21 protein-coding genes and 2 rRNA genes are annotated in these 25,647 nt (G+C 37.5%); 16 read left to right on the forward strand and 7 right to left on the reverse strand.

From position 1 onward, the window contains the following. The 5 genes from EGI26_RS01385 to EGI26_RS01405 form a co-directional block, all read left to right on the forward strand. Window positions 1-669: ribosomal RNA gene (locus EGI26_RS01385) — 23S ribosomal RNA — on the forward strand; the annotation flags it as partial. 160 nt (window positions 670-829) lie between these two features. Next, window positions 830-941 (forward strand): 5S ribosomal RNA (rrf, locus tag EGI26_RS01390). Between the two features lie 1,002 nt (window positions 942-1,943). Next, the gene (locus tag EGI26_RS01395; RefSeq protein ID WP_255075861.1) at window positions 1,944-4,235 is read left to right on the forward strand and encodes a helix-turn-helix domain-containing protein; all 2,292 of its coding nucleotides are present in this window, start codon (window positions 1,944-1,946) and stop codon (window positions 4,233-4,235) included. Window positions 4,236-4,302: 67 nt separating this feature from the next. Next, window positions 4,303-5,394: a Gfo/Idh/MocA family protein gene (locus tag EGI26_RS01400; RefSeq protein ID WP_255075862.1), complete on the forward strand. Its 1,092-nt coding sequence runs from the start codon at window positions 4,303-4,305 to the stop codon at window positions 5,392-5,394. Between the two features lie 66 nt (window positions 5,395-5,460). Further along, a complete protein-coding gene (locus tag EGI26_RS01405; RefSeq protein ID WP_255075864.1) occupies window positions 5,461-7,917 on the forward strand; it encodes a DUF5686 family protein in 2,457 nt (818 codons plus the stop codon). A 1-nt stretch (window position 7,918) separates the two neighbouring features. Here the strand turns inward: EGI26_RS01405 and EGI26_RS01410 are convergent, their stop codons facing one another. Then, on the reverse strand, window positions 7,919-8,725 hold the full coding sequence (locus tag EGI26_RS01410; protein ID WP_255075866.1) for an SdiA-regulated domain-containing protein: 807 nt from the start codon (window positions 8,723-8,725) through the stop codon (window positions 7,919-7,921). Between the two features lie 256 nt (window positions 8,726-8,981). Here EGI26_RS01410 and EGI26_RS01415 point away from each other — a divergent pair, with 256 nt between their 5' ends. From EGI26_RS01415 to EGI26_RS01435, 5 genes are all read left to right on the forward strand, one after another. Continuing rightward, window positions 8,982-9,200: a type II toxin-antitoxin system Y4mF family antitoxin gene (locus tag EGI26_RS01415; RefSeq protein ID WP_255075867.1), complete on the forward strand. Its 219-nt coding sequence runs from the start codon at window positions 8,982-8,984 to the stop codon at window positions 9,198-9,200. Next, window positions 9,193-9,525, forward strand: a complete 333-nt coding sequence (locus tag EGI26_RS01420; protein ID WP_255075869.1) for a HipA N-terminal domain-containing protein — start codon at window positions 9,193-9,195, stop codon at window positions 9,523-9,525. The genes EGI26_RS01415 and EGI26_RS01420 overlap by 8 nt, the downstream gene beginning before the upstream one ends. Continuing rightward, complete coding sequence (locus EGI26_RS01425; RefSeq protein WP_255075870.1) at window positions 9,512-10,546, forward strand: HipA domain-containing protein; 1,035 nt, start codon at window positions 9,512-9,514, stop codon at window positions 10,544-10,546. The genes EGI26_RS01420 and EGI26_RS01425 overlap by 14 nt, the downstream gene beginning before the upstream one ends. Before the next feature lie 66 nt (window positions 10,547-10,612). Beyond that, a complete protein-coding gene (locus EGI26_RS01430) occupies window positions 10,613-11,857 on the forward strand; it encodes an aspartate kinase (protein WP_255075871.1) in 1,245 nt (414 codons plus the stop codon). Window positions 11,858-11,962: 105 nt separating this feature from the next. Then, complete coding sequence (locus EGI26_RS01435) at window positions 11,963-14,065, forward strand: prolyl oligopeptidase family protein (protein WP_255075872.1); 2,103 nt, start codon at window positions 11,963-11,965, stop codon at window positions 14,063-14,065. 70 nt (window positions 14,066-14,135) lie between these two features. Here the strand turns inward: EGI26_RS01435 and EGI26_RS01440 are convergent, their stop codons facing one another. The 3 genes from EGI26_RS01440 to EGI26_RS01450 form a co-directional block, all read right to left on the reverse strand. Continuing rightward, the gene (locus EGI26_RS01440) at window positions 14,136-14,699 is read right to left on the reverse strand and encodes a hypothetical protein (protein WP_255075873.1); all 564 of its coding nucleotides are present in this window, start codon (window positions 14,697-14,699) and stop codon (window positions 14,136-14,138) included. A gap of 13 nt (window positions 14,700-14,712) precedes the next feature. After that, entirely contained in the window at window positions 14,713-15,747 is a 1,035-nt protein-coding gene (locus tag EGI26_RS01445) for a LacI family DNA-binding transcriptional regulator (RefSeq protein ID WP_255075874.1), read from the reverse strand. Window positions 15,748-15,955: 208 nt separating this feature from the next. Beyond that, entirely contained in the window at window positions 15,956-16,858 is a 903-nt protein-coding gene (locus tag EGI26_RS01450) for a sugar phosphate isomerase/epimerase (RefSeq protein ID WP_255075875.1), read from the reverse strand. Between the two features lie 112 nt (window positions 16,859-16,970). Here EGI26_RS01450 and EGI26_RS01455 point away from each other — a divergent pair, with 112 nt between their 5' ends. The 3 genes from EGI26_RS01455 (at window position 16,971) to EGI26_RS01465 (ending at window position 19,983) form a co-directional block, all read left to right on the forward strand. Next, on the forward strand, window positions 16,971-17,663 hold the full coding sequence (locus EGI26_RS01455) for an HAD family hydrolase (RefSeq protein ID WP_255075876.1): 693 nt from the start codon (window positions 16,971-16,973) through the stop codon (window positions 17,661-17,663). Further along, the gene (locus tag EGI26_RS01460; RefSeq protein ID WP_255075878.1) at window positions 17,660-18,277 is read left to right on the forward strand and encodes a chloramphenicol acetyltransferase; all 618 of its coding nucleotides are present in this window, start codon (window positions 17,660-17,662) and stop codon (window positions 18,275-18,277) included. The genes EGI26_RS01455 and EGI26_RS01460 overlap by 4 nt, the downstream gene beginning before the upstream one ends. A 119-nt stretch (window positions 18,278-18,396) precedes the next feature. After that, a complete protein-coding gene (locus EGI26_RS01465) occupies window positions 18,397-19,983 on the forward strand; it encodes a hypothetical protein (RefSeq protein WP_255075879.1) in 1,587 nt (528 codons plus the stop codon). Here the strand turns inward: EGI26_RS01465 and EGI26_RS01470 are convergent. The 3 genes from EGI26_RS01470 to EGI26_RS01480 all read right to left on the reverse strand — a co-directional run bounded on the left by EGI26_RS01470 (window position 19,977) and on the right by EGI26_RS01480 (window position 22,119). Next, entirely contained in the window at window positions 19,977-20,423 is a 447-nt protein-coding gene (locus tag EGI26_RS01470; RefSeq protein WP_255075880.1) for a 3-oxoacyl-ACP synthase, read from the reverse strand. The genes EGI26_RS01465 and EGI26_RS01470 overlap by 7 nt on opposite strands. 5 nt (window positions 20,424-20,428) lie before the next feature. Next, a complete protein-coding gene (locus EGI26_RS01475) occupies window positions 20,429-21,634 on the reverse strand; it encodes an acetyl-CoA carboxylase biotin carboxylase subunit family protein (RefSeq protein WP_255075881.1) in 1,206 nt (401 codons plus the stop codon). A gap of 95 nt (window positions 21,635-21,729) precedes the next feature. Further along, window positions 21,730-22,119, reverse strand: a complete 390-nt coding sequence (locus EGI26_RS01480) for a DUF1573 domain-containing protein (protein WP_255075882.1) — start codon at window positions 22,117-22,119, stop codon at window positions 21,730-21,732. Between the two features lie 239 nt (window positions 22,120-22,358). On the opposite strand from EGI26_RS01480, the gene EGI26_RS01485 reads away from it, so the two are divergent. From EGI26_RS01485 to EGI26_RS01495, 3 genes are all read left to right on the forward strand, one after another. Further along, a complete protein-coding gene (locus EGI26_RS01485; RefSeq protein WP_255075884.1) occupies window positions 22,359-24,767 on the forward strand; it encodes a thiamine pyrophosphate-dependent enzyme in 2,409 nt (802 codons plus the stop codon). 36 nt (window positions 24,768-24,803) lie between these two features. Beyond that, the gene (locus tag EGI26_RS01490) at window positions 24,804-24,986 is read left to right on the forward strand and encodes a hypothetical protein (protein ID WP_255075885.1); all 183 of its coding nucleotides are present in this window, start codon (window positions 24,804-24,806) and stop codon (window positions 24,984-24,986) included. Between the two features lie 182 nt (window positions 24,987-25,168). Beyond that, entirely contained in the window at window positions 25,169-25,630 is a 462-nt protein-coding gene (locus EGI26_RS01495; RefSeq protein ID WP_255075886.1) for a tetratricopeptide repeat protein, read from the forward strand. The last annotated feature ends 17 nt before the right edge of the window (window positions 25,631-25,647 follow it).

The raw sequence follows: 25,647 nt of genomic DNA on the forward strand, positions 1-25,647 counted from the left end.
TGGGGGACACCGCTTGGTGGGTAGTTTGACTGGGGTGGTCGCCTCCAAAAGAGTAACGGAGGCTTTCAAAGGTTCCCTCAGCACGCTTGGTAACCGTGCGATGAGTGCAATAGCAAAAGGGAGCTTGACTGCGAGACAAACAAGTCGAACAGGTACGAAAGTAGGATATAGTGATCCGGTGGTTCTGCATGGAAGGGCCATCGCTCAAAGGATAAAAGGTACTCCGGGGATAACAGGCTGATCTCCCCCAAGAGCTCATATCGACGGGGAGGTTTGGCACCTCGATGTCGGCTCGTCACATCCTGGGGCTGGAGAAGGTCCCAAGGGTTCGGCTGTTCGCCGATTAAAGTGGCACGCGAGCTGGGTTCAGAACGTCGTGAGACAGTTCGGTCCCTATCTGTGGTGGGCGTAGGAAGTTTGAGAGGCTCTGATTTTAGTACGAGAGGACCGAATTGGACTGACCGCTGGTGTATCTGTTGTCTTGCCAAGGGCACGGCAGAGTAGCTAAGTCGGGACGGGATAAACGCTGAAAGCATCTAAGTGTGAAACCCACCTCAAGATGAGACTTCCCTTGAGGAACGTTAGAGATTATGACGTAGATAGGCTACAGGTGGAAGTGCAGTAATGTATGCAGCCGAGTAGTACTAATGAACCGAGAGCTCTTAAATTTTTATTTTCAGTCTTTCTCAATCACAATGTTAGCCCCCTAACCCCCAAAGGGGGAACAAAGAGAGCTAACATTAATGTCAAAAGAATTTAGATGTCCAAAAGACAACAGAAGAAATAGTCAACTAGATTCCTCCACTGGGGGCTAGGGGGCAGAATCATTCATGGTGTTGATAGGGCGGGTGAACACCTCTTCCCATTTCGAACAGAGCAGTTAAGCCCCGCACCGCCGATGGTACTTGGATCAAACCCGGGAGAGTAGGTAGATGCCAGTTTTTTATTTATGAAACCTCAATACGTAAGTGTTGGGGTTTTTTTGTTTTAAAAGAAAAAGTTGAACAGAGCTTTAAGTCTGATTACCGTACCTCCGCTGGTACTTATCAAATGTGGGCGGTAAGCTTAAAATGAGTAATGGTGCAGCATTACGATAGATTTCTAGGCGTGATCGCCAATTTTATTATAATTAATCTCAGCACTTGTGTTGTTTTTTTTATTTGTACATCTACTTGTAAAAGGATTTGAAAGAGCGATGGTTAGTGCTTAAGTATTATGGTCTCGAACTCATAATTTTCTCCTGGAGATAAAGTTTTTCTTATCATTATTTTTTCCAAGAAAAACACTGAATAAAGGATTTTTGATTTATATTCTGCACGAAGAAATTCATATGAGATTTTTTTTTAGGAATAACTATTGTTGCGTGAATATTGTCACATATTGTAAAATGTTTATTTGCGAATTTATTATCTTTTTTGAATAAATCTAGGGCGTTTAGAACTGGTTTAAATTTACTTTCAGGCTCTATTTTTACATTGATTAGATGATTAGAATCATAACAAATATAGTTGTTGAAATTTACCTCTATGGTGGTCAATTGATTAAGAACCTCTTTTAGTTTGCTTATAATTTCATGGGAACTACTTGATGTAACTACAAAACTTGCTAAAGTGAATGTGGTTGAGAATTTACATACTTTAATACACCATTATGGTTTTTCAGGATATTAGCTTTGTCTTGTTTAATAATTGAATTTTCTTTTACTGGAAAATAGAACTGCAAATCATATATAATATTTTTATGTTCTTAAAATATGGATGTTTGCATTTTGGTTAGATAATTTTTCCAAAGATATACAGAAAGCCTATACAGCAATTGAGAAAATTATAGATATAATATCTGTCTTTTTTGATTAATTAAGTTTTCGTCCATTATTTTAATGTTTAGGCTATTTTTGCATAATATATTTTAAACTTCAATAATTAGAACTGAATTATCTTTTAATGACGGAAATCTCACCAATCGCCCAAAACGTTATCAATTTTGTTAATCAAACGCAAAAGTCGATTTTTTTGACGGGGAAGGCGGGTACTGGTAAGACTACTTTGCTTAACCATATTGTTGGTTCTACTTATAAAAATACTGTTGTGGTGGCTCCAACTGGCATCGCTGCGTTAAACGCTAAAGGAGTAACTATTCATAGTCTTTTTCAATTGCCTTTTGCTGGTTTTATTCCTGAAGAAATTGACCCTGAGCATTTTTCTGAATCGGTTCGATTCGAGACAAAAATCTCTCTTACCCGTCATTTTAGAATGAGTTCAGTAAAAAAGAGTGTAATTCAAGAGCTTCAATTATTGATTATTGACGAGGTGAGTATGCTGCGGCCTGATGTGTTGGATGCCATGGATTATATGCTTCAGCGAGTTCGAAGAAATAGACAGAGTTTCGGTGGTGTGCAGGTGCTTTTTATTGGAGATTTGATGCAGTTGCCGCCAGTTATCAAAAATGAAGAGTGGGCTGTTTTAAAGAAATATTATTCTGGTAAATTTTTCTTCCATGCCCATGCTATTTTGAAAGATCCACCGATTTATGTGGAATTGGACAAGATTTTTAGGCAACAAGATCCAGTTTTTATAGATATACTGAATAACCTCCGAAACAATCAGATAACCCAAGAAGACCAACACAAACTCAATGAATATCTAAACCCTGACTTTGTGGCTCCTGCTGATGGAGGTTTTATAACCTTGACTACTCACAACCATAAGGCCGATGAGATTAATAAAAAGGCTTTAGAGGAATTGGAAGAGAAATGCTTGAAATACTATGCCGAAATTACGGGTGACTTTCCTGAAAGAATTTATCCTTTGGAAGAAAGACTGGAGCTCAAAAAAGGTGCTCAAGTGATGTTTGTGAAGAATGACCTGAGTATCGAAAAGAATTATTTCAATGGCAAAATGGGTTATATTTCTTCACTTTCTGAAAATGAAATATATGTGAGATTTCCACAAGAAAAACGTACAATTGCTGTTGAACGATACGAATGGAAGAATATCAAATATTCAGTAAATGAGAACACAAAGGAAATAGAAGAGGAAACCTTAGGCACTTTCGTGCATTTTCCTATAAAATTGGCTTGGGCTATTACAGTCCACAAAAGTCAAGGTTTAACTTTCGATAAGGCCATTTTAGATGTTTCTCAAGTCTTTTTACCAGGCCAATTGTATGTGGCACTTTCTCGTTTGAGATCGCTTGACGGCATGGTTTTAACTGAGCCTATTCGGTTGAATGGGATTCAGTCTAGCTATGACGTAATACAGTATGCCAATAATAAAGCAGATGAAGGGACAATAAAAGAATCTTTGGCTCAAGAGAAGCTAGTTTATGTAAAAGATTATGTTGTACAAAGTTTCAACTGGACCAATTTTGAGCAGATTGTCCGAAATCTTGTTGTGAGTTATCAAGATGAGTTGGATAAAATTTCGAAGATTAAGGAAATAGAATGGGCAAAATTCTACTTGGCAAAACAAATGGAGCTCTCTGCTTTGGCAGCGAAATTTACTCAGCAACTTAACTTTACTTTTCAGAATCAGACCTTTGATTTTGGGTATATCAAACAGCGAGTAGATGCTGCTGTGAAATACTTTTTGCCATTTTTAGAAGAGCATCATATGGCTTTGCTAATGAGGATTCATTTGATAAAAAGAACCAAACGCTCAAAATCTTATTTTGAAGAATTGATGGAAATGGACGGCCATCTTACATCGCTTATTCTGCAGATTTTCAAAGTTGAGCGGTTTGTTGATTGTATTTTTATACAAATAGAAATCACGAAAGAAAATCTGATAACCGAAAAACAAAGAAGCTATAAGCAGCAAATGTTGGATAAGTCTTTGACTAAGTTTCTGGAGGAAAGTGAGGAGTTAATAAAAGGGTTGGACGATGTTTCTTATTATGAAGTTCCTAAAAAGCAGAAAAAGGTTAATCAAAAATCTACTTTAGAAGAAACTTTTGACCTCTGGAAAAAGAATATGAGTATTGAGGAAATTGCCCAAAAACGAGTACTTTCTGTTGGAACAATTTACACCCATTTTGCCAAACTTGTTGAGGAAAAGAAGATAGAGATAGCCTCGCTGATGAGCCAAGATAGAATTTTGGAAATTGCTACAGCCTTCGAAAACTTCCAGCCCAATACTCCTTTGGGAGAAATAAAATCTGTTTTAGACGACAGTATCACCTGGGAAGAATTGCGGATTTATAAAGCCAGCCTTATAGCAAAAAATTATTTAAACTGATTAGTTTTCCATAAGATTCGTTTTGTCAAAATGAATTTGTAAGTTTAAATATTCAACCTTTATAAAAATGAGAAAAATTAGATTTACTCTTCTATTATCTTTTGCTTTTTCTATTGTTTTCGCCCAAAAACCAGTAAGAATGGGGATTGTAGGCATGACTCACGACCATGTTTGGCAAATTTTGAACCACCCAAAACATGAAGGAATGGAGCTGGTGGGATTTGCTGAACCCAACAAAGAATTGGCTCTTAATTACCTTAAAAGAGCCAATTTGCCCGAAAGCCTTTGGTTTTCTTCTTTGGAGGAAATGGTGGAAAAAGCCAAGCCTGAGGCCGTTTGTGATTTTAGAAGTACCATTGAACATCTAGAAACAGTGCAGAAATGTGCACCTTTGAAAATACATGTAATGGTAGAAAAGCCGCTGGCAGTGAATCTGAAAGCAGCAAAAGAAATGGAAATGCTGGCAATGAAGCATGGTATAAATATCATTACCAATTATGAAACAACCTGGTACGCTAGCCATCATCAGGCTTTTGAAATGATAAATACAGAAGGTAAAATTGGCGAAATACGGAAAGTGGTCATCATGGATGGGCATAGCGGACCAAAGGAGATAGGTTGTTCGAACGCTTTTTTGAGCTGGCTAACAGATCCAGTAAAAAACGGAGGTGGAGCCATCATGGATTTTGGATGTTATGGTGCTGATATTATGACTTGGTTGATGAAGGGCGAAAGGCCTATTTCGGTTTCGGCCACTGCCCAGACGAATAAACCTTCAATATATCCGAAAGTAGATGACGAAGCCACTATAGTGGTGCAATACCCCAAAGCTCAAGGGATTTTTCAGGCGTCTTGGAACTGGCCTTTTGATAGAAAAGATACAGAAATTTATGGCCAAAAGGGTTATATTTTTGCCAATCGCGAGCCTCAAATGCGGGTGAGAATGGGCGAAAGAAATGCTCCAAAAGAATGGGCTATTGATGCGAAACCTTTGTCGAATCCTCAAAATGATGCTTTTAGTTATTTTGCAGCAGTGGTGCGTGGTGAAATAAATTCGGAGAACGATTTAGGATCTTTGAAAATCAACATGGTGGCTATGGAAATTCTGGATGCTGCCGTGAAGTCTTCAAAAACGGGGAAAGTGGTAAATTTGAGGTAGTGAGTCTTTTACAAAACACTAAATGGCCATTTTTGTCGTTTAAAAGTCATTACTCATGACCATTTTTTGAAGAAACTATCCCTATTAACATTTTTATTTTTTCCGTTTGTCTGCCTAAGTCAAGATTTCTATTTCCTGCGTGGTTATGTGATGACCGAAACCAATGAACCTATTTTTGGGGCTACACTCAGGTCTGTAAACTCAAATGTTGGTACCAATTCCGACGAATTTGGAAAATATGAAATCAAGCTTCTAGAAGGTTTGAATAGAATTTCGGTTTCTTCAACGGGTTATCAAACTGAGATTTTCGAGGTGGTTTTGGAGAAAGACTTGGTAAAGAATATTTTTCTAAAAATCGACCAAAAGCAACTGGATGAGTTAGTGGTGAAAGTCAAAAAGAAGGATTATTCTTATGAAGTGATAAGGCATTTGATGGACAACAAGATAAATATGTTGAACCAATATCAGAATTTTCAGAGCAAAGTTTACATAAAAGCTGTTGAGAAAGTAGACAGGAAACCTGTAAAAAAGAAAGAAGACGAGAAGAATGACCAACTTTCTGAGGCTTTAGATAAAAAACCAATAATTAAGGATTCGATTCCAAATTTGAATATTTTCGAGTGCTCACTTATTCGTCATCAAAATGTCGTCGGGCAGCAAAAGGAAGAAAAAGAGGCGGTAAAAAGGATTGGAGATCAAAGCACACTTTTTTATAAATCGGTAACGGATGGAGAATTTGATTTGTATAAAAATCATCAAAAAATAGCTAAAATTGGAGGTAATGACATCGTTTCGTTTCTGAGCGATTTGACTTTTCTCAATTATAAATTCCAACTTTTGAAGTATTATTTCGAAGGAAATGAAAAGTTTTATCAAATAAGAGTTACTCCAAGATCTTTGGGAAATGCCCTCTATGAAGGTACAATTGAGGTGATTGAAGATGAGTGGGTGCTCAAAAATGTGGATTTGCAATTGACAAAAAGGGCTTTGCTTCGATATGATGAATTTGGTTTTAAGCAAGAATTTGAGAAAATAGAAAAACGTTGGATGCCCGTAAAAACCATTTATGAATGGAAAGTAAAAGAGGGTTCCACAAAAAAAAATGGAAAAACTGAGGTGTTACAATCCGACTTCAAATTTGACTTAGTGTTGCCAAAGCGATTCTTCGGTGCTGAAGTGGGTGTAACCACCGAAAATGCCTACAAACGAGATTCTACTTATTGGGAGAGTATTCGTCCCCAACCACTGACCAAAGACGAGCAAAAAGTCGTCAAAGAAAAAGAACGATTGGAAATTTTGATGAATTCTAAGGTTTATTTGGATTCCATTGATAAGATTTATAACAAAATTACTGTTCCGAAAATCATTTATTCAGGTATAGGTCACATCAATAGAGCCAAAAAGCAGACATGGTTTTTTGATCCAGCACTTGGTTTTCTTGATCCCTTAGCTATAGGGGGTTGGCGTGTTCGATACGGCGTGGCGTATTATAAACGGTACGAAAATCGGAAACAATTCTCTACGAATACTAACCTCACCTACGGTTTTAGGAATCAAGATTTGAAGGGCCAGATAAACTTCAACTATTTCTATAATCCTATGCGAAATTCAAGTGTAAATTTTCGTGTAGGTTCGGGTTTTAATGTGATAAATGGTTCTGCAACAATCAGTGATATTGCCCGTAGAAGCAATTTTTATCAGAATCGGTTCATAGACATAAGGCACAGAACAGAAGTCTTTAATGGATTTTATCTGAACTCCAATCTTTTGTATGAAAGTCGTAGCGATCTCTCGAATTATAAATTTGCCGCTTTTGGAGATAAAATTTTTACCAATAATACGCTTCAGACTTTCCCCACCACGCACGTTTACAAAACCAACTTTGGGATAGAATACACGTTAAGGCAGTTATTTCTGCGTGAACCCAACCAAAAGCAAATTTTGGGCTCTAAATTTCCTACTTTTAGTTTTAATTTTGAAAAGGCCTGGCCTATGTCGGGTAAAATTACCAGTAATTACACACAAATTTCGGGAGCTATTCACCAGACATTTAATATTGGTACCATTGGCACCTCGGAGTATAGAATAAATGTTGGGAAGTTTCTAGATACCACACGCATGGCGGTGATGGACTACCGTTATCAGCGTGGTGGCGATAGATACTTTTTCTCGCCTGCCATGTACACTTATCAACTTATTCCAAAGACTTTTCCCACTTTCGATTGGTATTTTGAGTCACACTACGTGCATCAATTCAATGGTTTTTTTACTTCAAAAGTGCCGCTTTTGAACAAAACGGGTATCCGGGAAATGGTTGGAGCAGGCTTTTTGTATGTTCCTGAAAGAAAATATCAGTATTCCGAAGTGTATTTTGGGTTTAATAGAATTTTCAAAATCGGCAGAGAACGCATTCGTTTGGGTTCTTACTATGTTATAGCTCAGTCCAACGAATTCGGTATCAGAAATGGCATTAAGTTTTCTATAGAACCCTACAATCAAAACCGAAATACTTGGAGTTTTTGATTTATTTTGTTGTTTTGTAGCCAAAGTAAGAAATAGAGGCTTTGCCATTTTTACCTTCCGATGAAATTATCAAATCCCCATTTGGCGTAAAACAAATGCCCTCGGGTTGAGGAAATTGGTCGTCATCTAAATTGTACTGCTGTTTTACCTTGCCGTTTTCATCCAAAACCAAGAGTTTTTTACCTGCCGATGCTAGAACATAAATTTCACCCGAAATTGGGTGAACGGCTATTCCTGAAGGCTTAAATTCTTTGCCATGTTTGCCATTTTTCTTAATGTCATCTTTCGAAATTGAGAATTTCTTGGTTAGTATTTTATTATTCAAATCAAACTGGAATATGGCTTTCTCTCCTTTCATTTCTTTGGCAGCCAAAAGCAGCGAATTCGATTTTGGGTCATATCCCAGTCCTTCGAATTCTTCTACTTCATCGTTGCTACAATCATATTTTATGGTGTTTTTACTGTTTGTTTCAAATGCACTTATCTGCCCATCGCTTCTCAAAACATAAGAGATACCTTCTAGGAAAACCACGTCTTCATAATCTCCATCGGCCTCAAATTCTAAGGTATCAATGATTTCTTCTTTTTTGTAATCATAAACAAACAAATGACCCACTTCGTCATTGATGCAAACAATTTGATTTTCAGTAAAATATGAAATACCCGAAATCTCTTTCAGGTTTTTGGATAAATTTTGTTGGAAGTCGGGCTTGTCAATTTCGTAAGGTTTAGGAGTTTTATTTTTTTTGAGAAAATAAAAAATCACCAAAAAGGAAATCAGAAAGGCAAGAGCGAGGAGAATCAGCATTTTCACGGGTGTTAATGTATTTTTATTACGCAATTTAGTAATTAGTTTGGGTCAATATGTAAAGTGTTTTTCTTTGGATAGCTCATTTTTGTGTGATTATTTGTCTTTTATGTATATCATTAAGGGTATAGAAATGAATTATTTCTTGTTTTTAGTGTGTTAAAGGGTATAATATCAAAAGAAAATATTGTAAATATACCTTATGTAATATAAAAAATTAATATATTTGTATTGTTGTATTTTATAGGGTATAAAAATGAAAGAAAATAGCAGGCTAATAAGATTTGTAAAGCAAAAACGCAAACTTGCAGGCATTACACAAGTGGAGTTGGCGGAAAAAGCCGACGTCGGCTTGAGGTTTGTGAGAGACCTAGAGCAAGGCAAAAAAACACTTAGGATGGATACCGTAAATAAGGTGTTGGCTCTGTTTGGGGCGGAGTTGGCACCAGTAGCTAAAGATCAAGAAAATGAATAGGAAAGCCAATGTATTGTTGCATAATCGGTTAGCCGGCACGCTTGCCGAAACCGATTCAGGCTATGCGTTTAGCTATGATGAGAGCTATGTTTTGTCGTCAGAGGCCATGTCCATAAGCAAAACATTGCCCGTAACATCAAAAGCCTACCAAAGTAAGGTACTTTTTCCTTTTTTTGATGGGTTGATACCTGAAGGTTGGCTGCTGGACATAGCCATAGACAATTGGAAAATAAACGCAAGAGATAGATTTGGCCTACTGTTGGCATGTTGCAAGAACACCATAGGGGCCGTCAGTGTAATACCACAAGACGATGAAGAATTATAAAAACAAGAATCCGCTTTATAAGCAGCAGACTCATAATCAGGTTTTTGAGCCAGAGGTATCCTATGGGAATGCCAAAGAAAGGTGTTTGTATTGTTATGAAGTTTTGAGAGATGGTGAGGAGCATTATCACCAAGCCTGTAGCAAGCGTTTTTTTGGTCAGGCTTACGTGCCCAAGTTTGAATACGACAAAGAAGCTTTGGCAGCTTTGGCTCAGCAATTTGTAAACGCCAACATGGCTGTTACAGGCGTGCAGGCCAAGGTAAGTCTAAGTTGGCATCGTAAGCAAGAAAGAAATGCCCTAAAAAAGTTGACTATAGTAGGTCTTTATGGCGATTATATACTCAAGCCGCCATCAGATTATTATCGCTCTTTGCCGGAGTTGGAAGATTGCACCATGAAAATGGCAGAGGTGTGTGGGCTCAAGACTGTGCCTCATACTTTGTTTCCACTGCAGGATGGCACATTATGTTATTTGACAAAAAGGGTTGACCGCACACGCTCAGGTATGCGTCACATGGAGGATATGTGCCAACTGACCGAACGTCTTACCGAAGACAAATACAAGGGCAGCCATGAGCAAATAGCCAAGGCTTTGGTAAAATATTCGGATGCTCCTCTGCTAGATGTTACAAACTTTTACGAGTACGTGGTTTTTAGTTATTTGACCGGAAATGCTGATATGCATCTGAAGAACTTTTCGTTGCTCGAAACAGACGAAAGAGGGAAATATATGCTCAGCCCTGCCTATGATATGCTCGGTACAGCTCTTGTAAACAAAGCCGATACTGAAGAACTGGCACTGACTTTAAACGGAAAGAAAAGCAAACTAAAATATGAGGATTTTTTAGCGGCTTACAAACTATCTAATCTTTCACAAAAGCTTTTGGATAAAACTCTCGAGAACTTTTACTACTGTCGGTATGAAATGCTGGAGGTGGTGCATAAAAGTTTTTTGGCTTATGATTTAAAAAATGATTTTGAGGTTCTGTTGTTGGATAAATACAAAAGGCTAGGAATGTAAATATCCAGGGGACAAATGTTTCATTTAAATCCAATATCTATATTGCAATCAAAAAATATTTAAACTATGCTCGTATTCAAATTTGGTGGTGCGTCTGTTAAGGATGTTGAAGGGGTTAAAAACCTCAAAAGTATTATCCAATTGTATGAAAATCAGACAATTCTAGTGGTGGTGTCTGCCATGGGAAAGATGACCAACACCTTGGAGGAAGTTGTGAAACTGTTTTACAAAAAGGAGGAGTACGCCCAAAAGTTAAAAGAAATAGAAGACTACCATCAGACATTGATAAACGGACTATTTGAAGACAATACAGAAATAACCGCTTTGCTAAAAAAACATAATCAAAGAATTAAGGATTATTTGGAAAACGTTGATGGTCAAAAGTATGATGAAATTTACGATCAGGTTATTTCTAATGGCGAACTGATTTCAACGCTTATTATCAGTACTTATCTCAACCAAGAAGGTGTCAATAACAGATGGTTAGATGCACGAAAATATTTGAAAACAGATGCTACTTTTAGAGAAGCAAAAGTCAATTGGGAAGCTACACAAAGTAGCATAGATTTGTTAGAACAAAATGTCAATCTGTTCATAACCCAAGGCTTTATTGGAGGAACCTCGGACAATAAAACAACCACGCTGGGTCGTGAGGGCTCTGATTACACAGCCTCAATATTTGCTCATTGCTTAAGGGCTGAGTCGGTTACTATTTGGAAAGATGTGCCCGGTGTCTTGAGTGCCGACCCAAGGCTATTTTCCGAATACCAAAAGTTTGACCAATTGTCATATACAGAGGCTGTAGAAATGACCTATTATGGTGCTACAGTTATTCACCCAAAAACCATTAAACCTCTTCAGAACTCCAACATTCCATTGTTTGTCAAACCATTTTTGCATCCCGAAGAAGCCGGAACAGTTATTAATTCAGATGAGTTTTTACAGAAAAACATTTCAGCTATCATTATCAAAAAGAACCAACTGTTGATTTCGATTTCGACCAAAGACTTTTCTTTTATTTCCGAGCTCAATATCTCCCATATCTATGAGGTTTTTGCCAAACTGAATCTCAAATGCAACGTTAGCCAAAACTCGGCCCTGAGTTTTACGGTTTGTTTAGATTATGACGATATGAAGTTTGAGGAATTGATAAAATCGCTTGAAACATCATTTAAAGTTAGATACAATGAAAATGTAACGCTTTACACCATCCGGCACTACGACTCCAATGTTTTGCAAAAAATATTAGAGGGAAAAACTGTAATCTTGGAGCAATTAAGCCGGAGCACGGCTCAAATAGTGGTGAAGTAAAGAACTTGAAATTAATTATAAACTTTTCCAGTATCAATCTAGGTTGATTTCGGCGTTTTTAAATTTTACTTTTCTAAATTTACAATCTAATACCTTCAATCAAAAATGAAATCATCAATCAAACTAATTGTATTTGCATTAATTCCATATTTTTCAATGGCTCAATTAAAATATCCAGAAACCAAAAAAGGTTCTCAAACAGACAATTATCACGGCACAGAAGTTAAAGACCCGTATCGCTGGTTGGAAGACGATAAATCGGCTGAAACAGCAGCTTGGGTAAAAGCCCAAAATGAGGTTACCTTTGATTATTTGTCTAATATTCCTTACAAAAAGCAGCTTCAAGACCGCCTTGAGAAAGTATATAATTATCCCAAATATTCTGCACCATCTAAGAAACACGAGTGGTTTTATTTTTACAAAAACGATGGTTTACAAAACCAGTCCGTTTTATACAGACAAAAAGGATTAGATGGTGTTCTAGAGTTGGTTATGGATCCCAATAAACTTTCGCCTGATGGTACAACACGTTTGATGCAATTTAATATTTCAAAAGACGGAAACTATGCAGCTTATGCACTTTCAAAGGGCGGTTCTGACTGGATGGACGTTTTTGTAATGGACTTAAAAACGCTGAAAACTTTAGAAGATAAATTAGAATGGGTGAAAATATCAGGTCTCGCATGGCAGGGAAGTGGTTTCTATTATAGCCGTTATCCAAAACCAGAGGGCAGTGCATTGGCTGCTAAGAACGAGAATCATCAAGTTTGGTTTCACGCAGTGGGAACTTCACAAGAGAAGGACAATTTGGTTTATCAAGATCCAGCTAACGGACAACGTTTTCATACTTTGAGCACTTCTGAAGACGAGCAGTTTGCGTTTTTGTATCTAAGTGATAGAGGAAAAGGCTTAGATGGAAATGCTCTTTTTTATAAGACGAAAGACCAAAAAGAATTTACGCCGGTGGTTAAAGAAATCACAAATTCATCATATTCATTTATTGATAATGTGAAAGGCAAATTTATCATTCAGACCAACGACAAAGCTCCTAATGAAAAGCTACTTTTGTTTGACCCGAAAACCAGTAAATTCTCTGATTTCATAGCTGAAAAACCTGAGCCATTGCAAGGTGCTGGAACTGCGGGCAGTAAGCTTTTCTTGAATTATCTGAAAGATGTTACTTCTCGCATTTACGTGTACGATTTGAACGGAAAGCTTGAGAATGAAGTAAAACTGCCGGGATTAGGTACGGCAGGTGGTTTTGGTGGAGACAAAGACGACAAATTCGTTTTCTATTCATTTACCTCATTTACTTTTCCTCCAACTATTTACCGATACGACATTGACACAAAGAAAAGCACTGTATTTCGCAACCCAGAGGTAGATTTCAAAGCTGACGATTTTGAAACTAAACAAGTTTTCTATACTTCAAAAGACGGTACAAAGGTGCCCATGTTTATTACTTACAAAAAAGGCCTGAAGCTTAATTCGCAAAATCCGACTTTGCTGTATGGCTATGGCGGATTTAATGTGAGTCTTAATCCGGCTTTTAGTCCATTGTTGATTCCATTTTTGGAGTTTGGGGGTGTGTATGCTCAAGCCAACCTGCGTGGTGGTTCTGAATATGGCGAAAAATGGCACGAACAAGGAATGAAACTTAAAAAACAGAATGTTTATGACGACTTTATAGCGGCGGGAGAATACCTGATAGCCAACAAATATTGTGATTCAGAGCATTTAGCTCTTCGTGGCGGATCAAATGGCGGACTTTTGGTGGGTGCGGTTATTAATCAAAGGCCAGATTTGGCCAAAGTGGCCATCCCTCAAGTGGGTGTAATGGACATGTTGCGTTTCCACAAATTCACCATTGGCTGGAACTGGATTGCAGATTACGGCTCAGCCGACAATGCCGAAGAATTCAAAGTGCTTTACGGATATTCACCATTGCACAATATTAGGTCTGGTGTAAATTACCCAGCCACTTTGGTAACCACTGCCGACCACGACGACCGTGTAGTGCCAGCACACTCGTTTAAATACGCAGCCGAGCTACAAGCCAAAGCCGCCGAAAGTACCAAAAATCCGTTGTTAATAAGAATAGACACAAACTCAGGCCACGGAGCTTCCAACACCAAAAAGAACATAGAAACCATGGCCGATATATATGGATTTATCTTTTGGAATATGGGGGTGAAAACTCTAAGATAAAAATAGGTAATAGTTGGAAAAAAGGAAGCCTTAGTTTAATCCTAAATTATCGGATGAACAAGGTTTTCTCTCAATTAGGAGCTGCCGTTTTCTCATCAAAGAGTTCGTCAATGTAGTATTTTCGGCGGTTGGTTTTGTTGCAGAGGGTTGGGTTTTCGTCGAAGGCGTAAATACATGGCCCGTAAAGATCGGTATTGTTGGCAACCATTATGCTTTTAGGTGACCCATCAGCAAAGGTATCTTTTTTATGAGCAATTCTGTTTAAAAGACAATGTCCCAATTCGTGAAAGACCAGGGCTTCCTTATCATTTTCAGAGATATTTTTCCAACAAGGCGAACTCGCCATATTTATTTCTACCGACCTCTGAAGTTCGGGGAATTTGGTATTTTGCGTGCATTTGCCACAAATATCCGTAAAATCTGCTGTATTGGTGGCTGGCTTGACTATTAGATTTTCCTTCGGGATTGTAATACCTCGGCTATTGGCTTCTTGAAAGAATTTGTCAACGTATTTTGTTAAAGAGGCATCTACGTTGTAAACAGTTGGTTCATTTATTTCTTCGGGTTTACAACTGATTGTGAATATACATACAACAGTTAAGCATTTCAAGAAATTTAAGAGTTTGAAATTCATTTATTATAAAAAATTATATTCCGAAGAATCGTTTGGTTTGGTTGGTTGATTCTCTTTGCGAGAGTTGAACATTTACGGCCTCCAAGGAAATCTTCGTATTTATGCCGTTGTGAATTTGTGCTACCAAGGTATTTATGGCTTTTTTACCTAGTTCATAGGCAGGCACATGTATGCTTGAGATGGTTGGCGTAAATGAGCCAAGAACGGGTTCGTCGTAATATCCCAGTATGCCTATGTCTTTCGGAATATTGTACCCGGCCTCTTCAATGGCCTTGTAAATGCCAATAGCTATCTGGTCGTTGGCAGCAAAAAAGGCATCCGGGCGATCATTCATTCTAAGTATTTCTTTGGTTTTTTCATACGCTGTTTCAATATCAAAATCTCCAAAGAATAGCTTTTTCTCGTAGCTATCGAGTCTGGCCTCTTTTAAGGTTTCCAAAAAACCATTCTCTAGTGTATATTTTGAATAGGAATATGTTTTAGCTCCCAAAAAGCAAATCTTTCTGTAGCCTTTTTCTATGAGGTGTTTGGCGGCTATTTGTCCACCCTCGAAGTTGTCAATCAATAACTGAGGCACAGGTACGTCTTTACACTCTCTATCTATCATTACAAGTGGTTTGTTGGACTTGATTAATTGCTGAAAATGTTCAAAACTCGATGTTTCGAAGGCTTTGGCTATAATGTATCCATCTATGTTGGCTTTGCTTAGCCTTTGGAGTATACTCACTTCTCTTCCGTAGGATTCCTTTGAACGACAAACCATCAAGGAAAAACCGGCATCGATGGCGGCATCGTCCATACCTTTGATGATTTGTGAAAAATAAAAATCTTCACTGGGAACAATTGCAGCCAACAAACTGGTCTGCGTTGCCGCTGAATTGGTATGATTGGAAGGGAGTTTGTACTCCAGATTTTTTGAAAGATTGAGTACAGCTTCTCTTGTTTCGAAATTAATCTCTGGCATGCCACGAAGGGCACGCGAAACAGTGGAAATCGACAAACCGAGTTGTTCGGCTATTACTTTTAAAGTTGGGGCTTTGGCCTTCATTATAAATTTTGGTTTTGGGACTTGTTTCAATAATATTTATAGACTAATTATCTATCTTGCAGTTATTTATGAATTTCAAAGTTAGTCAAAAAAAATCAAAATGCAAGTTTTTTGCAATTTTCCGCAAATGCCACAAATTACTTATTTTTCCACAAAAAAAGGCTAGAGTAATCTAGCCTGAGGTAATGATTTGAAAAGTCAGTTTTGGTCAATAGCCCCATTTTTGTATGACGGCCAAGTCTTCTTTGATACAATCTAAAGGGGCTTTTCCTTGGTAAGATTCCTGCTCAATTATAAACTGAGTTGTTCCTCCGGATTTCTTACCCATATCAATGATGTCTTTTACGCCAATTACTCCCACGCCTAAAATGGCACTTTCCCAGCCACCGTGTTCGCCGCTAGACTTTATTTCGTCTTTTACGTGCATGAGCTCAAATCTACCCGGGTATTGTGCCAACAGCTCCGCAGCTCTTCCACCACCGCCATACATATTGCCAATGTCGAGTTGTTGGGCCACAAGGCTAGGATCGGTATTTTGGAGCATAATGTCGTACACTTTCACGCTGCTCAGTTTGAGGCTAAACTCGAAGTCGTGGTTGTGGTACCCAAATTTCATCCCAGCGGCTTTGCAGAGTTCTCCGTTTTTGTTGAAAACCTCCATGAATTTCCTCAATTGGTCAAAATCCTTACGATAAGCAATGTCGAGCCACGGGCTTATTACATATTTTTGTCCACAAATAGCTGCGTCATCTACCAGTTTTTTCCATGTGTCGGTAAATTGTTTTTTATCTTCGTCATAGTGTCCTTTGCCAAAGACTGTATGGCCAGAAGGCATTTTCAAGCCTAAATCATCTAGGATTTTTTTAAACTCAGAAGCTGACCAGCCATAAAATTTGCCGTTGACATAGTTGGCATGCTCAACATTTTTATAACCCATCTCTGCTACTTTTTTCAAAGTAGTCATTGGGTCTTTTTTCATGTCATCTCTAACCGAATAAAGCTGAATACCAACGGCATGTTTGCTTTTTTTCTTTGCAAAAACTGCTTCAGAAAATAGCAGAGAGCCAGCAACAGCCTTTGCTGTATTGGAAACGAAATCTCTTCTATTCATTTGTTTTTTATTTATGGTTGATAATTTCTAACACTAAAATTAGACATTTTCTATTCACAATAAATTAATTTTTCATTGGATTTTGCCTAATTTTAAATTTTATTAAAAACTTATGCAAAACATAAAAGTAATAGCCTTTGATGCTGACGATACGCTCTGGGTCAACGAGCCTTATTTTCAGGAAATTGAGAGAAAATTCTGTGAATTATTAGAGGATTTTCTGCCGCATCATTCGGTGGCAAAAGAGCTTTTCAAAGTAGAAATGGACAACCTCGAGCTTTATGGATACGGAGCAAAGGCATTTGTTTTGTCGATGGTGGAGACTGTTCTTAAAGTTAGCAACAATACGGCTCCCATTCATTTAGTGGAGAAAGTAATTGAATTTGGCAAAGAACTCATAAGTAAACCCATTGAGTTGCTTGAGGATGTGGAAGACATATTGAAAAGTTTAAAGCCAAACTACAGGCTGGTGGTGGCAACGAAAGGCGATTTGTTAGACCAAGAAAGAAAACTGATGAAGTCTGGTTTGGAAAAATATTTCCATCATATAGAAATCATGAGCGATAAGCAAGTGAAAGATTATCAGAAACTTATCAAGCATTTAGACATTCAGCCAAACGAATTTATGATGGTTGGTAATTCCTTAAAATCGGATGTTCTGCCTGTTTTGGAGCTTGGTGGGGTAGGTGTTCATGTACCATATCATACCACTTGGGCTCATGAGGTGGTGGATGTAAAGATTGAGAATCCCAATTTTTATCATATCTCAAGATTGGGTGAAATTCTAAATTATTTCGGATCGTGAAGCAAAAATTAGACTTAGAAAATTGGCCAAGAAAAGATCATTTTAATTTTTTTTCTCAATTCGAAGAGCCATTTTTTGGTGTTTGCTTAGAGGTTGATTGTTCATTGGCTTATAAAAAAGCTAAGCAAAACCGAAAATCATTTTTTTTGAAATATTTACATGCTTCTTTGGGGGCAGCTAACGCAATAGAGCCTTTCAAATACAGAATTTCGGACGACGAAGTTTGGGTTTACGACCAAGTGAATGCTTCGCCAACCATCAATAGACCTGATGGTACATTTGGCTTTGCATACATGGATTATTTCGAAGATTTTGAAGAATTCAATGCATCTGCTGAAGTTGAGATTCATCGTGTACAAAATAGTACAGGACTAATTCCTGCTGGTTCTGGCCAAAACGTAATTCATTATTCTTCTTTGCCTTGGTTAAATTTTACGGCTATTTCGCACGCCAGAAGTTTCTCATTTAAAGACAGTTGCCCGAAGATTTCTTTTGGGAAACTCTCAGAAAATAAACGAATGCCAGTATCTGTTCATGTGCATCATGCTTTGATGGATGGCTTTCATGTCGGACAGTTTGTGGAGGCTTTTCAGGAAATTTTGAATGCCGAATAAATGGAAGGGTGGAAAAAGGTAGCTGTAATTTGCAATCTAGAATATGAAGATGAGTTTTTGCTTTTGAATAGTTAATAAATATAGAATGCAGCTACTTGCAAAATTGAAAACAAATAAATATGCTAGAAAACATTAAGGCCATTTTTGAAAAAAAAAGTATTCAAATTATACTCGTCTTGGCGGTCATCTTAGCCTATTATTTTTATTCTTTTGGCAAAATCGATATCGTTTCATCAGAAGACGACGTGCATTTGTTTGGTGCTTTAAATCTAAACTTACCGCTCGAAAAGTTCGGGAATTTTGGTTATTATTTGTTTTTGTTCGTTGTTTCAAAATTTGCCCATAGTCCACTTAATACCATATTTTTAGACTATTTTATACTTTCTACTTTGGCTTTTGTCTCGTTGTTTTTTGTTTTGAAAAAGCATTCTAAGTCTTTTTTTATTGCACTTTTTATTTCAACATGTTTTCTTTTTTCTGATTTCCAGCTTTTGTTAGTTCCGAAACTTACTTATCTCAATTTTATAGTTATTTGTCTTGGTTTATTTTTTTTAGATTCAAAAAAGTACGCTTTTCAAAACTATTTCATACTATCAGTTTGTGTTCTTGCAAACGCCTACGTCGCTCGCCCTGAGTTTGTTTGGTTTTTGGTACCTACGGTTTTATTGACTTTATTTAGTCATTTTAAACATAGTCCTAAACTCTCTCAAACTGTTTCTCTTTTTGGATTATTGTTCTCAATTATAGTCTTGTATTGGCTGGGTGGAGGTTTATATCCAACGGGTTATCTAAAGGAGATATTTATCCAGCATTTTTTTGATAACTACGAAGTCTGGACAGGAAAACATTTTGATTTGGCCGATGAATTTGGCCAATTCAATGCCATTTATGGTAAAGTGGAGTCTGATTTTCAGGTATTTACAGCAAACCCAGGATTGCTTCTGAAACATGGTTTGTACAATTTCAAAAACTTGATTTTAGGTGTTCTAAAAGTATTTAAAAGCACATTTTACGATGTTTTTGTTGGTATTTTTTCTAGTAAAACAAAATATTTTATTGTAGTTCTGGTTCTAATTTTGGGCTTAATAATTGACTTTAAAAGCTCTTTTAAGACATTAAAAACAAGTCTTTCTTTACCTAAACCTTTACTAAAATTCATCGTCTGGCTGCTATTGCCCTGTTTGCTGTTAGTTTTAGTGATTTTCCCAAGAGAGCATTTTGTGTTTTTGCTTTTGCCTTTTGTTTTTTTGAGCTTAGGGTATTTATTAAAGTCAATTAAGCTTCGTCAAAACAGATACTCTAAAATCTGCTTCAGTTTAATTCTGGGAGCAGTATTTATAGGCATCATTGGAAAATATCCAATTAAAGCAAACCATCCCAACAATGTCGATTTTTATAATTATTTGAATAAAATAAAACTTGAAAAGCCTTTGAAAATGCTTTCCAATGACAATTTCGGCTATTTATATTTTGGTCAAAACTTCGAAAGAGTAGGATGGAATCCGTCAACAGAAACAATTATAGACAAAGTTAGAGTAGAGAACATAGACCTGATAAGCATTTACCGACTTGACCTTGAAGTACCTGTAACAAGAGCGTTTGTGGATAGTTTACATATACAAACAGGCTATATTCGAATAAGGAATTTTGAAGCCCAAAAAAGATATTTATGGGTGAAACCTGAGTTGATTAATAAATTTCAATAAATCCCCAAAATCTGTATCGGACGGCCATTCATGGTGACGGTATCCTTGACTTTTTTGCCTGAAAGTTCTGTGCCCAATGGCGATGCCGACGAAATAAGCATAGCACTTACACCATCGTCCACGATTTTACCAAGACTGACCGAAACCAAAATGTAACCAATCGATGTGTGCACTAAACTGCCATTTTTGACAAATTCTGTCTCTTGCTCAAAGTTGATGTTTTCAAAAGTACTGATATCTTTTAGAAGCTCATTTTTTTGGTTTTCGAGCATTGCACGGTCATTTTGAGCCATAGCTCTGCCTGTTTCGTATTTGTCGCCCATACTACTCTTAGACTCTTCATTGGCGGCATTCTGAACGTTGAATATCGCTTTTTCTAGTTCAATTAATTTTGATTGCAACAGATTCTGTGCTGTTGTTATTATGTTTTCTTTTTTCAAATCTTTCAATGCGTTGGTTTGTCTGGGGCAGGAGCGGAGGCGTGAAGGCCAAGGTCAAATACCATTCTGGCGTATTTGTCCAGCAATTCTATCACTCGCTCACGGCTATCGGCTTTTACTATAAGCCCCACATGATATTCTTCGTTCATTTTCCAGCAGATTTCTTTGTCGTCAAAAACATCCACGTTTGGCCATTGGTGCGACGAGAGTGAAATCAGAATTCCCGAATATTTCTTTTCTATTTTTGGTAAAACATAGGGTTTTTTCTCTGCAACGGCCGTTTCTATTTTTGCCCATTCTTTCCAAATGTTTATACCCGATGAAGCCTCCACCATTTCTGCCAAATGAGCTCCTCCAACTCTGGAGGCAGTTTCCAAAAAGTAGTAATTGCCGTCTTCATGACATTTGATCACCTCGGTGTGAGAAGCACTAAACTTCATACCGAAGGCTTTCATTACTTGGTGATTTATCAATGAAAGTGCTTCTTGGTCTAAAGAGCCAAATTCTACCGTAACTGAACGAAATATACCCCCACCATGAGCTACATCAAAAGGCGTACTCAGATATTGACTACATCTTTCAAAAACAACTTCTTTATTAATAATCAGTGAATCAATGTGATAAACATCTCCAGGCTTGAATGTTTCTATCAGAAAATTGTGACGACTGTCGCCCAAGCTGTTTATCCAATCCCAAGCTTCGTTTTTCGAATATACTTTTTTGATACCAGCGGCCGATGCTTCAGATCGTGGTTTTACTAGCCAAGGTCCTTGCGTATTTTCCAAAAAATGCGTTATCTCTACATCGTTAAAAAGTGAACTGAAGGCAGGAACGGGTATCTGATTGTCTTCAGCCTGCACACGCATAGCCAGTTTGTCTCTAAAATATCGAGCTGTGGTTTGTCCCATGCCGGGTATTCTGAAATGTTCCCTAACTAAAGCAGCCTTTTCCACATCAAAATCATCCAAAGCAACCACCAAATCTATTTTTCGGGTTCGCATCAGATGTGCAGAACCTTCTAAAAGTGTCTGATAAGTATCGAAAGAATTATCGTTGTTTTCTAAATAAAAAAACTCGTCGATGCTTTCTCTTGGCCACGGTTTATGTTCGATCTTTTTGTGCGTTAACAAAAAAACAGTATTTCCTTCTTCTTTGGCAGCTTTAAGAAATTCCACGCCCTTGAAATAAGTACAGATACAAAGTATAGTCATCTCAATATTTTTTTCTAAAAATAAGCTTTAATGCTTAAATACAAAAAAAGCCACCCAATTATTTTGGATGGCTCTCAATATCTGATTGAAGAAGTTTATTTTCCTCCAGTCGCTTTCGGCGTTACGTTGCCTTTGATTGTCAAAATCACAGTTCCGTTTTCAGCATTACTTACTACAGTAATAGTTTTTGTAAATGCACCCGGACGGCCAGAAGTATTGTAACCTACTTTGATTACACTTTTAGCACCTGGCATAATTGGATCTTTAGACCACTCAGGAGTAGTACAACCACATGAAGCCTGAGCATTAGTAATAACCACTGGAGCTGTACCTGTGTTGGTTACTTCAAATGAATAAGTTGCCAAAGGGCCTTCCGAAAGTTTTCCGAAATCGTGTGTTTCTTTGTTGAACTTCAAAACACCTTGAGCGTTAGTAGCCGCTGCAAACAAAAGAACACTTACTAGAGTGAAAAATAATTTTTTCATGTTACTGAATATTAAATGTTTAAAAATGATTCGTGCTTAAAACCAATACAAAGTAAATACCAACATTAGATATATTAAAAACTTTTAACAATGTATTAACAATCCAATTTTCGATTCTTAAATAGTGATTTGTATTAAAATATGAATTAACTTTACATAAAGATTTGTATATTCACTCCGAATTCAATCATTGAATTTACGAATTATTACACTTTTTCAATTTGAATACTGATTAAATCATGGGTGAACTGCTTACTGGTTTTTATACATCAAATGAGGTAATTCTATCGAAAACTGAGGTTTTGGCTGATTATCAATTGGTTTGTGAGAGTAGGGCAGTGAGTTTGATGGGTAGAAAAGACGTATTCATGGGTCGTGCAAAATTTGGTATTTTTGGCGATGGAAAAGAGCTTGCACAAATTGCACTATCCAAGGTTTTTAGGAAAGGCGACTTCAGATCAGGGTATTATCGCGACCAAACCCTTGTAGCGGCTACTGGAGGGCTTACATGGCAACAGTTTTTTGCACAATTGTATGCACACGCCGACATCAACCACGATATTTTTACGGCTGGAAGATCAATGAATGCCCATTTTGGTAATCATTGGCTGGATGATAAAGGACATTGGCTTGACCAAACCGAAATGTTTAATGGTGCGGTAGACGTTTCTTCAACTGCCGGTCAAATGCCGCGAAGTTTAGGACTCGCTTATGCTTCAAAATTGTTCCGAAAAAACCCATACCTCAAGAAATTCAAGACTTTTTCTAACGGAGGAAATGAGGTTTGTTTTGCCACCATTGGTGACGCTTCTACTTCGCAGGGCATGTTTTTTGAGACTATCAATGCCGCCGGAGTTTTACAAATACCACTTGTGGTGTCTGTTTGGGATGATGGTTATGGCATTTCAGTTCCGATAGAATACCAAACCACCAAAGGAAGTATTTCGGAAGCCTTGGCGGGTTTTGAAAAAACGGATGGCAATGGCATAGAAATTATAAAAGTGAAAGGTTGGGATTATCCAGCACTTATACAAGCTTACCAAAGAGCCGTAAGAATCGCTCGTGACGAACACACGCCTGTGTTGGTGCATGTGGTAGAGGTTACTCAACCGCAAGGCCATTCAGCATCTGGTTCTCACGAAAGATATAAATCAAAGGAAAGACTGGCTTGGGAAATAGAATACGACTGTAATTTGATTTTCAGAGATTGGATTCTCAAAAATAATTTTGCTGGCGAAGCGGAGTTAAAAGCGATTGAGAAAAAAGCGGATGACAACGCCAAAGATGCCCGTAAAAAAGCTTGGGATGCTTGTCGTGAGGCCATCAATGCTGACAATATCATGGTTACTTCCTTACTAGCCGAGGCACTCGAAAGTAGCAAGGGTGACTTGGAAATAGCCAAGCTTGTGACCCAGTTTGAAACAAATACTAATCCACAAAAGAAAGACGGACTCAAAACACTGAAATTACTCTCAAGAATAGTTTCTGGTGAAAAAATCAGGAAGGAAATTGGTAAATTGATTGAGAATCTTCAAGCTAAAAATACTTACCGATACAGCAGTCATCTCTACTCTGAGTTTGAAACTTCACCAATGAGAGTTAAGCCTGTAAAAGCTATTTACTCTGACAAAAGCCTTATGGTGGATGGACGTGAAATAGTTAACAGATTTTTTGATTATGTTTTTTCTAAAAACCCGTTGGTATTTGCTTTGGGTGAAGATATCGGAAAAATTGGAGACGTAAATCAAGGTTTTGCTGGACTGCAAGAAAAATACGGCGAACTGAGAATTACCGATACAGGAATAAGAGAAACCACTATTATTGGACAAGGAATAGGTGCCGCCATGCGTGGCTTGAGACCAATTGTCGAGATTCAATATTTCGATTACATCTACTATGCCCTACCAACGCTCACCGACGACTTGGCATCACTCAGATACAGAACATTCGGCAAACAAATGGCTCCTGTGATTGTACGTACCCGTGGGCATCGTTTGGAAGGCATTTGGCATTCTGGGTCGCCAATGGCTGTAATGATACACGCTTTGAGAGGCATGCACGTGTTGGTGCCACGAAATTTTGTAAAAGCAGCAGGTTTTTACAACACATTGCTCAAAGGCGACGACCCAGCTTTGGTTATAGAAAGCCTAAATGGATACCGACTAAAAGAAAAATTGCCAGACAATTTGACGGAAATCTGTGAGCCGCTGGGTGTTCCAGAAATACTAAACGAAGGCAATGACATAACGATAGTAACTTACGGCTCCATGTGCCGCATAGTGGTAGAAGCTGCTGAAGATCTACGTAAAGTAGGCATAAGTGCCGAAGTGATTGACGTTCAGTCGCTTTTGCCTTTTGATATCAACAAAATGATATTGAAATCTGTAAAAAAGACCAACCGTGTCATTTTTGCTGACGAAGATATGCCAGGGGGAGGAACAGCCTACATGATGCAGCAAGTGCTAGACGAACACGGTGCCTACCATTTCCTCGACTCCAAACCCGTGTGCATCAGTGCACAAGCTCACCGCCCAGCCTATGGTACAGACGGTGACTATTTCTCTAAACCAAGCGTTGAGACCATTTTCGATGCTGCCTACCAAATCATGTCTGAGGTAAATCCTGCTAAGTATCCTGAGTTGTATTGAGAAGTGTTGTTTTTGAAAAAAAATATTTTAACAATCATGGTATCTAAATTTACACTCGAAGGGAAAAAATACGTATTCATGCCCAAAGAGGAGTATGATAAACTATTGCTTTTAGCCACAAAAAATGAACTCAAGAGCCAATTGTTATCTTTTTATCAAGCTAGAAAAAAAGTGAAGAGCTTATTTTTGGATTGTGCAGGACAAAAGGGGATGCAATAATTACGTTTGATCTTTGAAACTTGAGTATTTCTTATTTTAAATTAGATAGCTTATTCCAAGTATTTTATTGATTTAAGTGTTATTTTCAATCTAATTTTAGAACTAAATGTGTCTAAGTATTTGGTAAAATCTAAACCTACTTTCGTTTCAACTAGCCGAAACGAATTAATAGTTTTGTGACGATGAAAAATAGTAATAGTTATTTTATAAACAGTCAAAACTTATTGTTTCTCTATGAAAATAAAGCCAGTTTTGAGGAAAAGAAGCTTATTTATTCAAAATACTTGAAAGGTCTTCGTGGTCTAGCCTATAAAAACTATGCAGAAGCACAATTCGATTTGGCTGGGCACTATGATGACATAGGTTTCTGGGGTTTTCCAAATCCATTCTATAATCCTAGGAAGAAATTTTATTGGTTTAATAAATCTGCAAGTAATGGTTACTCGGAAGCCTTTAACAATCTTGCTAATATGTATGAAAATGGGGAGTTTGTTGAGTTGTCTTTGGAAAACGCATTAAGCATGTATCAAAATGGTGCAAACCTTGGAAGTGAAAATTGTAAAAGGAATTATAAACTATTGAAAAAGCAAATCGTTTCTAAATCTCATAGTTTCTTTAGTGATTTTCATGCTCAAAAAGAATGATTTGAAATAAAGTATTT

The organism is Lacihabitans sp. CCS-44 (genome assembly GCF_024343735.1).
In the GTDB taxonomy this organism is placed as follows: domain Bacteria; phylum Bacteroidota; class Bacteroidia; order Cytophagales; family Spirosomataceae; genus Leadbetterella.

Bases quoted from the DNA above. Each gene is read 5' to 3' on its own strand.
- EGI26_RS01395 (WP_255075861.1), top strand. From the start codon at position 1,944: ATGACGGAAATCTCACCAATCGCCCAAAACGTTATCAATTTTGTTAAT.
- EGI26_RS01400 (WP_255075862.1), top strand. From the start codon at position 4,303: ATGAGAAAAATTAGATTTACTCTTCTATTATCTTTTGCTTTTTCTATT.
- EGI26_RS01410 (WP_255075866.1), bottom strand. From the start codon at position 8,725: ATGCTGATTCTCCTCGCTCTTGCCTTTCTGATTTCCTTTTTGGTGATT.
- EGI26_RS01415 (WP_255075867.1), top strand. From the start codon at position 8,982: ATGAAAGAAAATAGCAGGCTAATAAGATTTGTAAAGCAAAAACGCAAA.
- EGI26_RS01420 (WP_255075869.1), top strand. From the start codon at position 9,193: ATGAATAGGAAAGCCAATGTATTGTTGCATAATCGGTTAGCCGGCACG.
- EGI26_RS01425 (WP_255075870.1), top strand. From the start codon at position 9,512: ATGAAGAATTATAAAAACAAGAATCCGCTTTATAAGCAGCAGACTCAT.
- EGI26_RS01430 (WP_255075871.1), top strand. From the start codon at position 10,613: ATGCTCGTATTCAAATTTGGTGGTGCGTCTGTTAAGGATGTTGAAGGG.
- EGI26_RS01435 (WP_255075872.1), top strand. From the start codon at position 11,963: ATGAAATCATCAATCAAACTAATTGTATTTGCATTAATTCCATATTTT.
- EGI26_RS01440 (WP_255075873.1), bottom strand. From the start codon at position 14,699: ATGAATTTCAAACTCTTAAATTTCTTGAAATGCTTAACTGTTGTATGT.
- EGI26_RS01445 (WP_255075874.1), bottom strand. From the start codon at position 15,747: ATGAAGGCCAAAGCCCCAACTTTAAAAGTAATAGCCGAACAACTCGGT.
- EGI26_RS01450 (WP_255075875.1), bottom strand. From the start codon at position 16,858: ATGAATAGAAGAGATTTCGTTTCCAATACAGCAAAGGCTGTTGCTGGC.
- EGI26_RS01455 (WP_255075876.1), top strand. From the start codon at position 16,971: ATGCAAAACATAAAAGTAATAGCCTTTGATGCTGACGATACGCTCTGG.
- EGI26_RS01465 (WP_255075879.1), top strand. From the start codon at position 18,397: ATGCTAGAAAACATTAAGGCCATTTTTGAAAAAAAAAGTATTCAAATT.
- EGI26_RS01475 (WP_255075881.1), bottom strand. From the start codon at position 21,634: ATGACTATACTTTGTATCTGTACTTATTTCAAGGGCGTGGAATTTCTT.
- EGI26_RS01480 (WP_255075882.1), bottom strand. From the start codon at position 22,119: ATGAAAAAATTATTTTTCACTCTAGTAAGTGTTCTTTTGTTTGCAGCG.
- EGI26_RS01485 (WP_255075884.1), top strand. From the start codon at position 22,359: ATGGGTGAACTGCTTACTGGTTTTTATACATCAAATGAGGTAATTCTA.
- EGI26_RS01490 (WP_255075885.1), top strand. From the start codon at position 24,804: ATGGTATCTAAATTTACACTCGAAGGGAAAAAATACGTATTCATGCCC.
- EGI26_RS01495 (WP_255075886.1), top strand. From the start codon at position 25,169: ATGAAAAATAGTAATAGTTATTTTATAAACAGTCAAAACTTATTGTTT.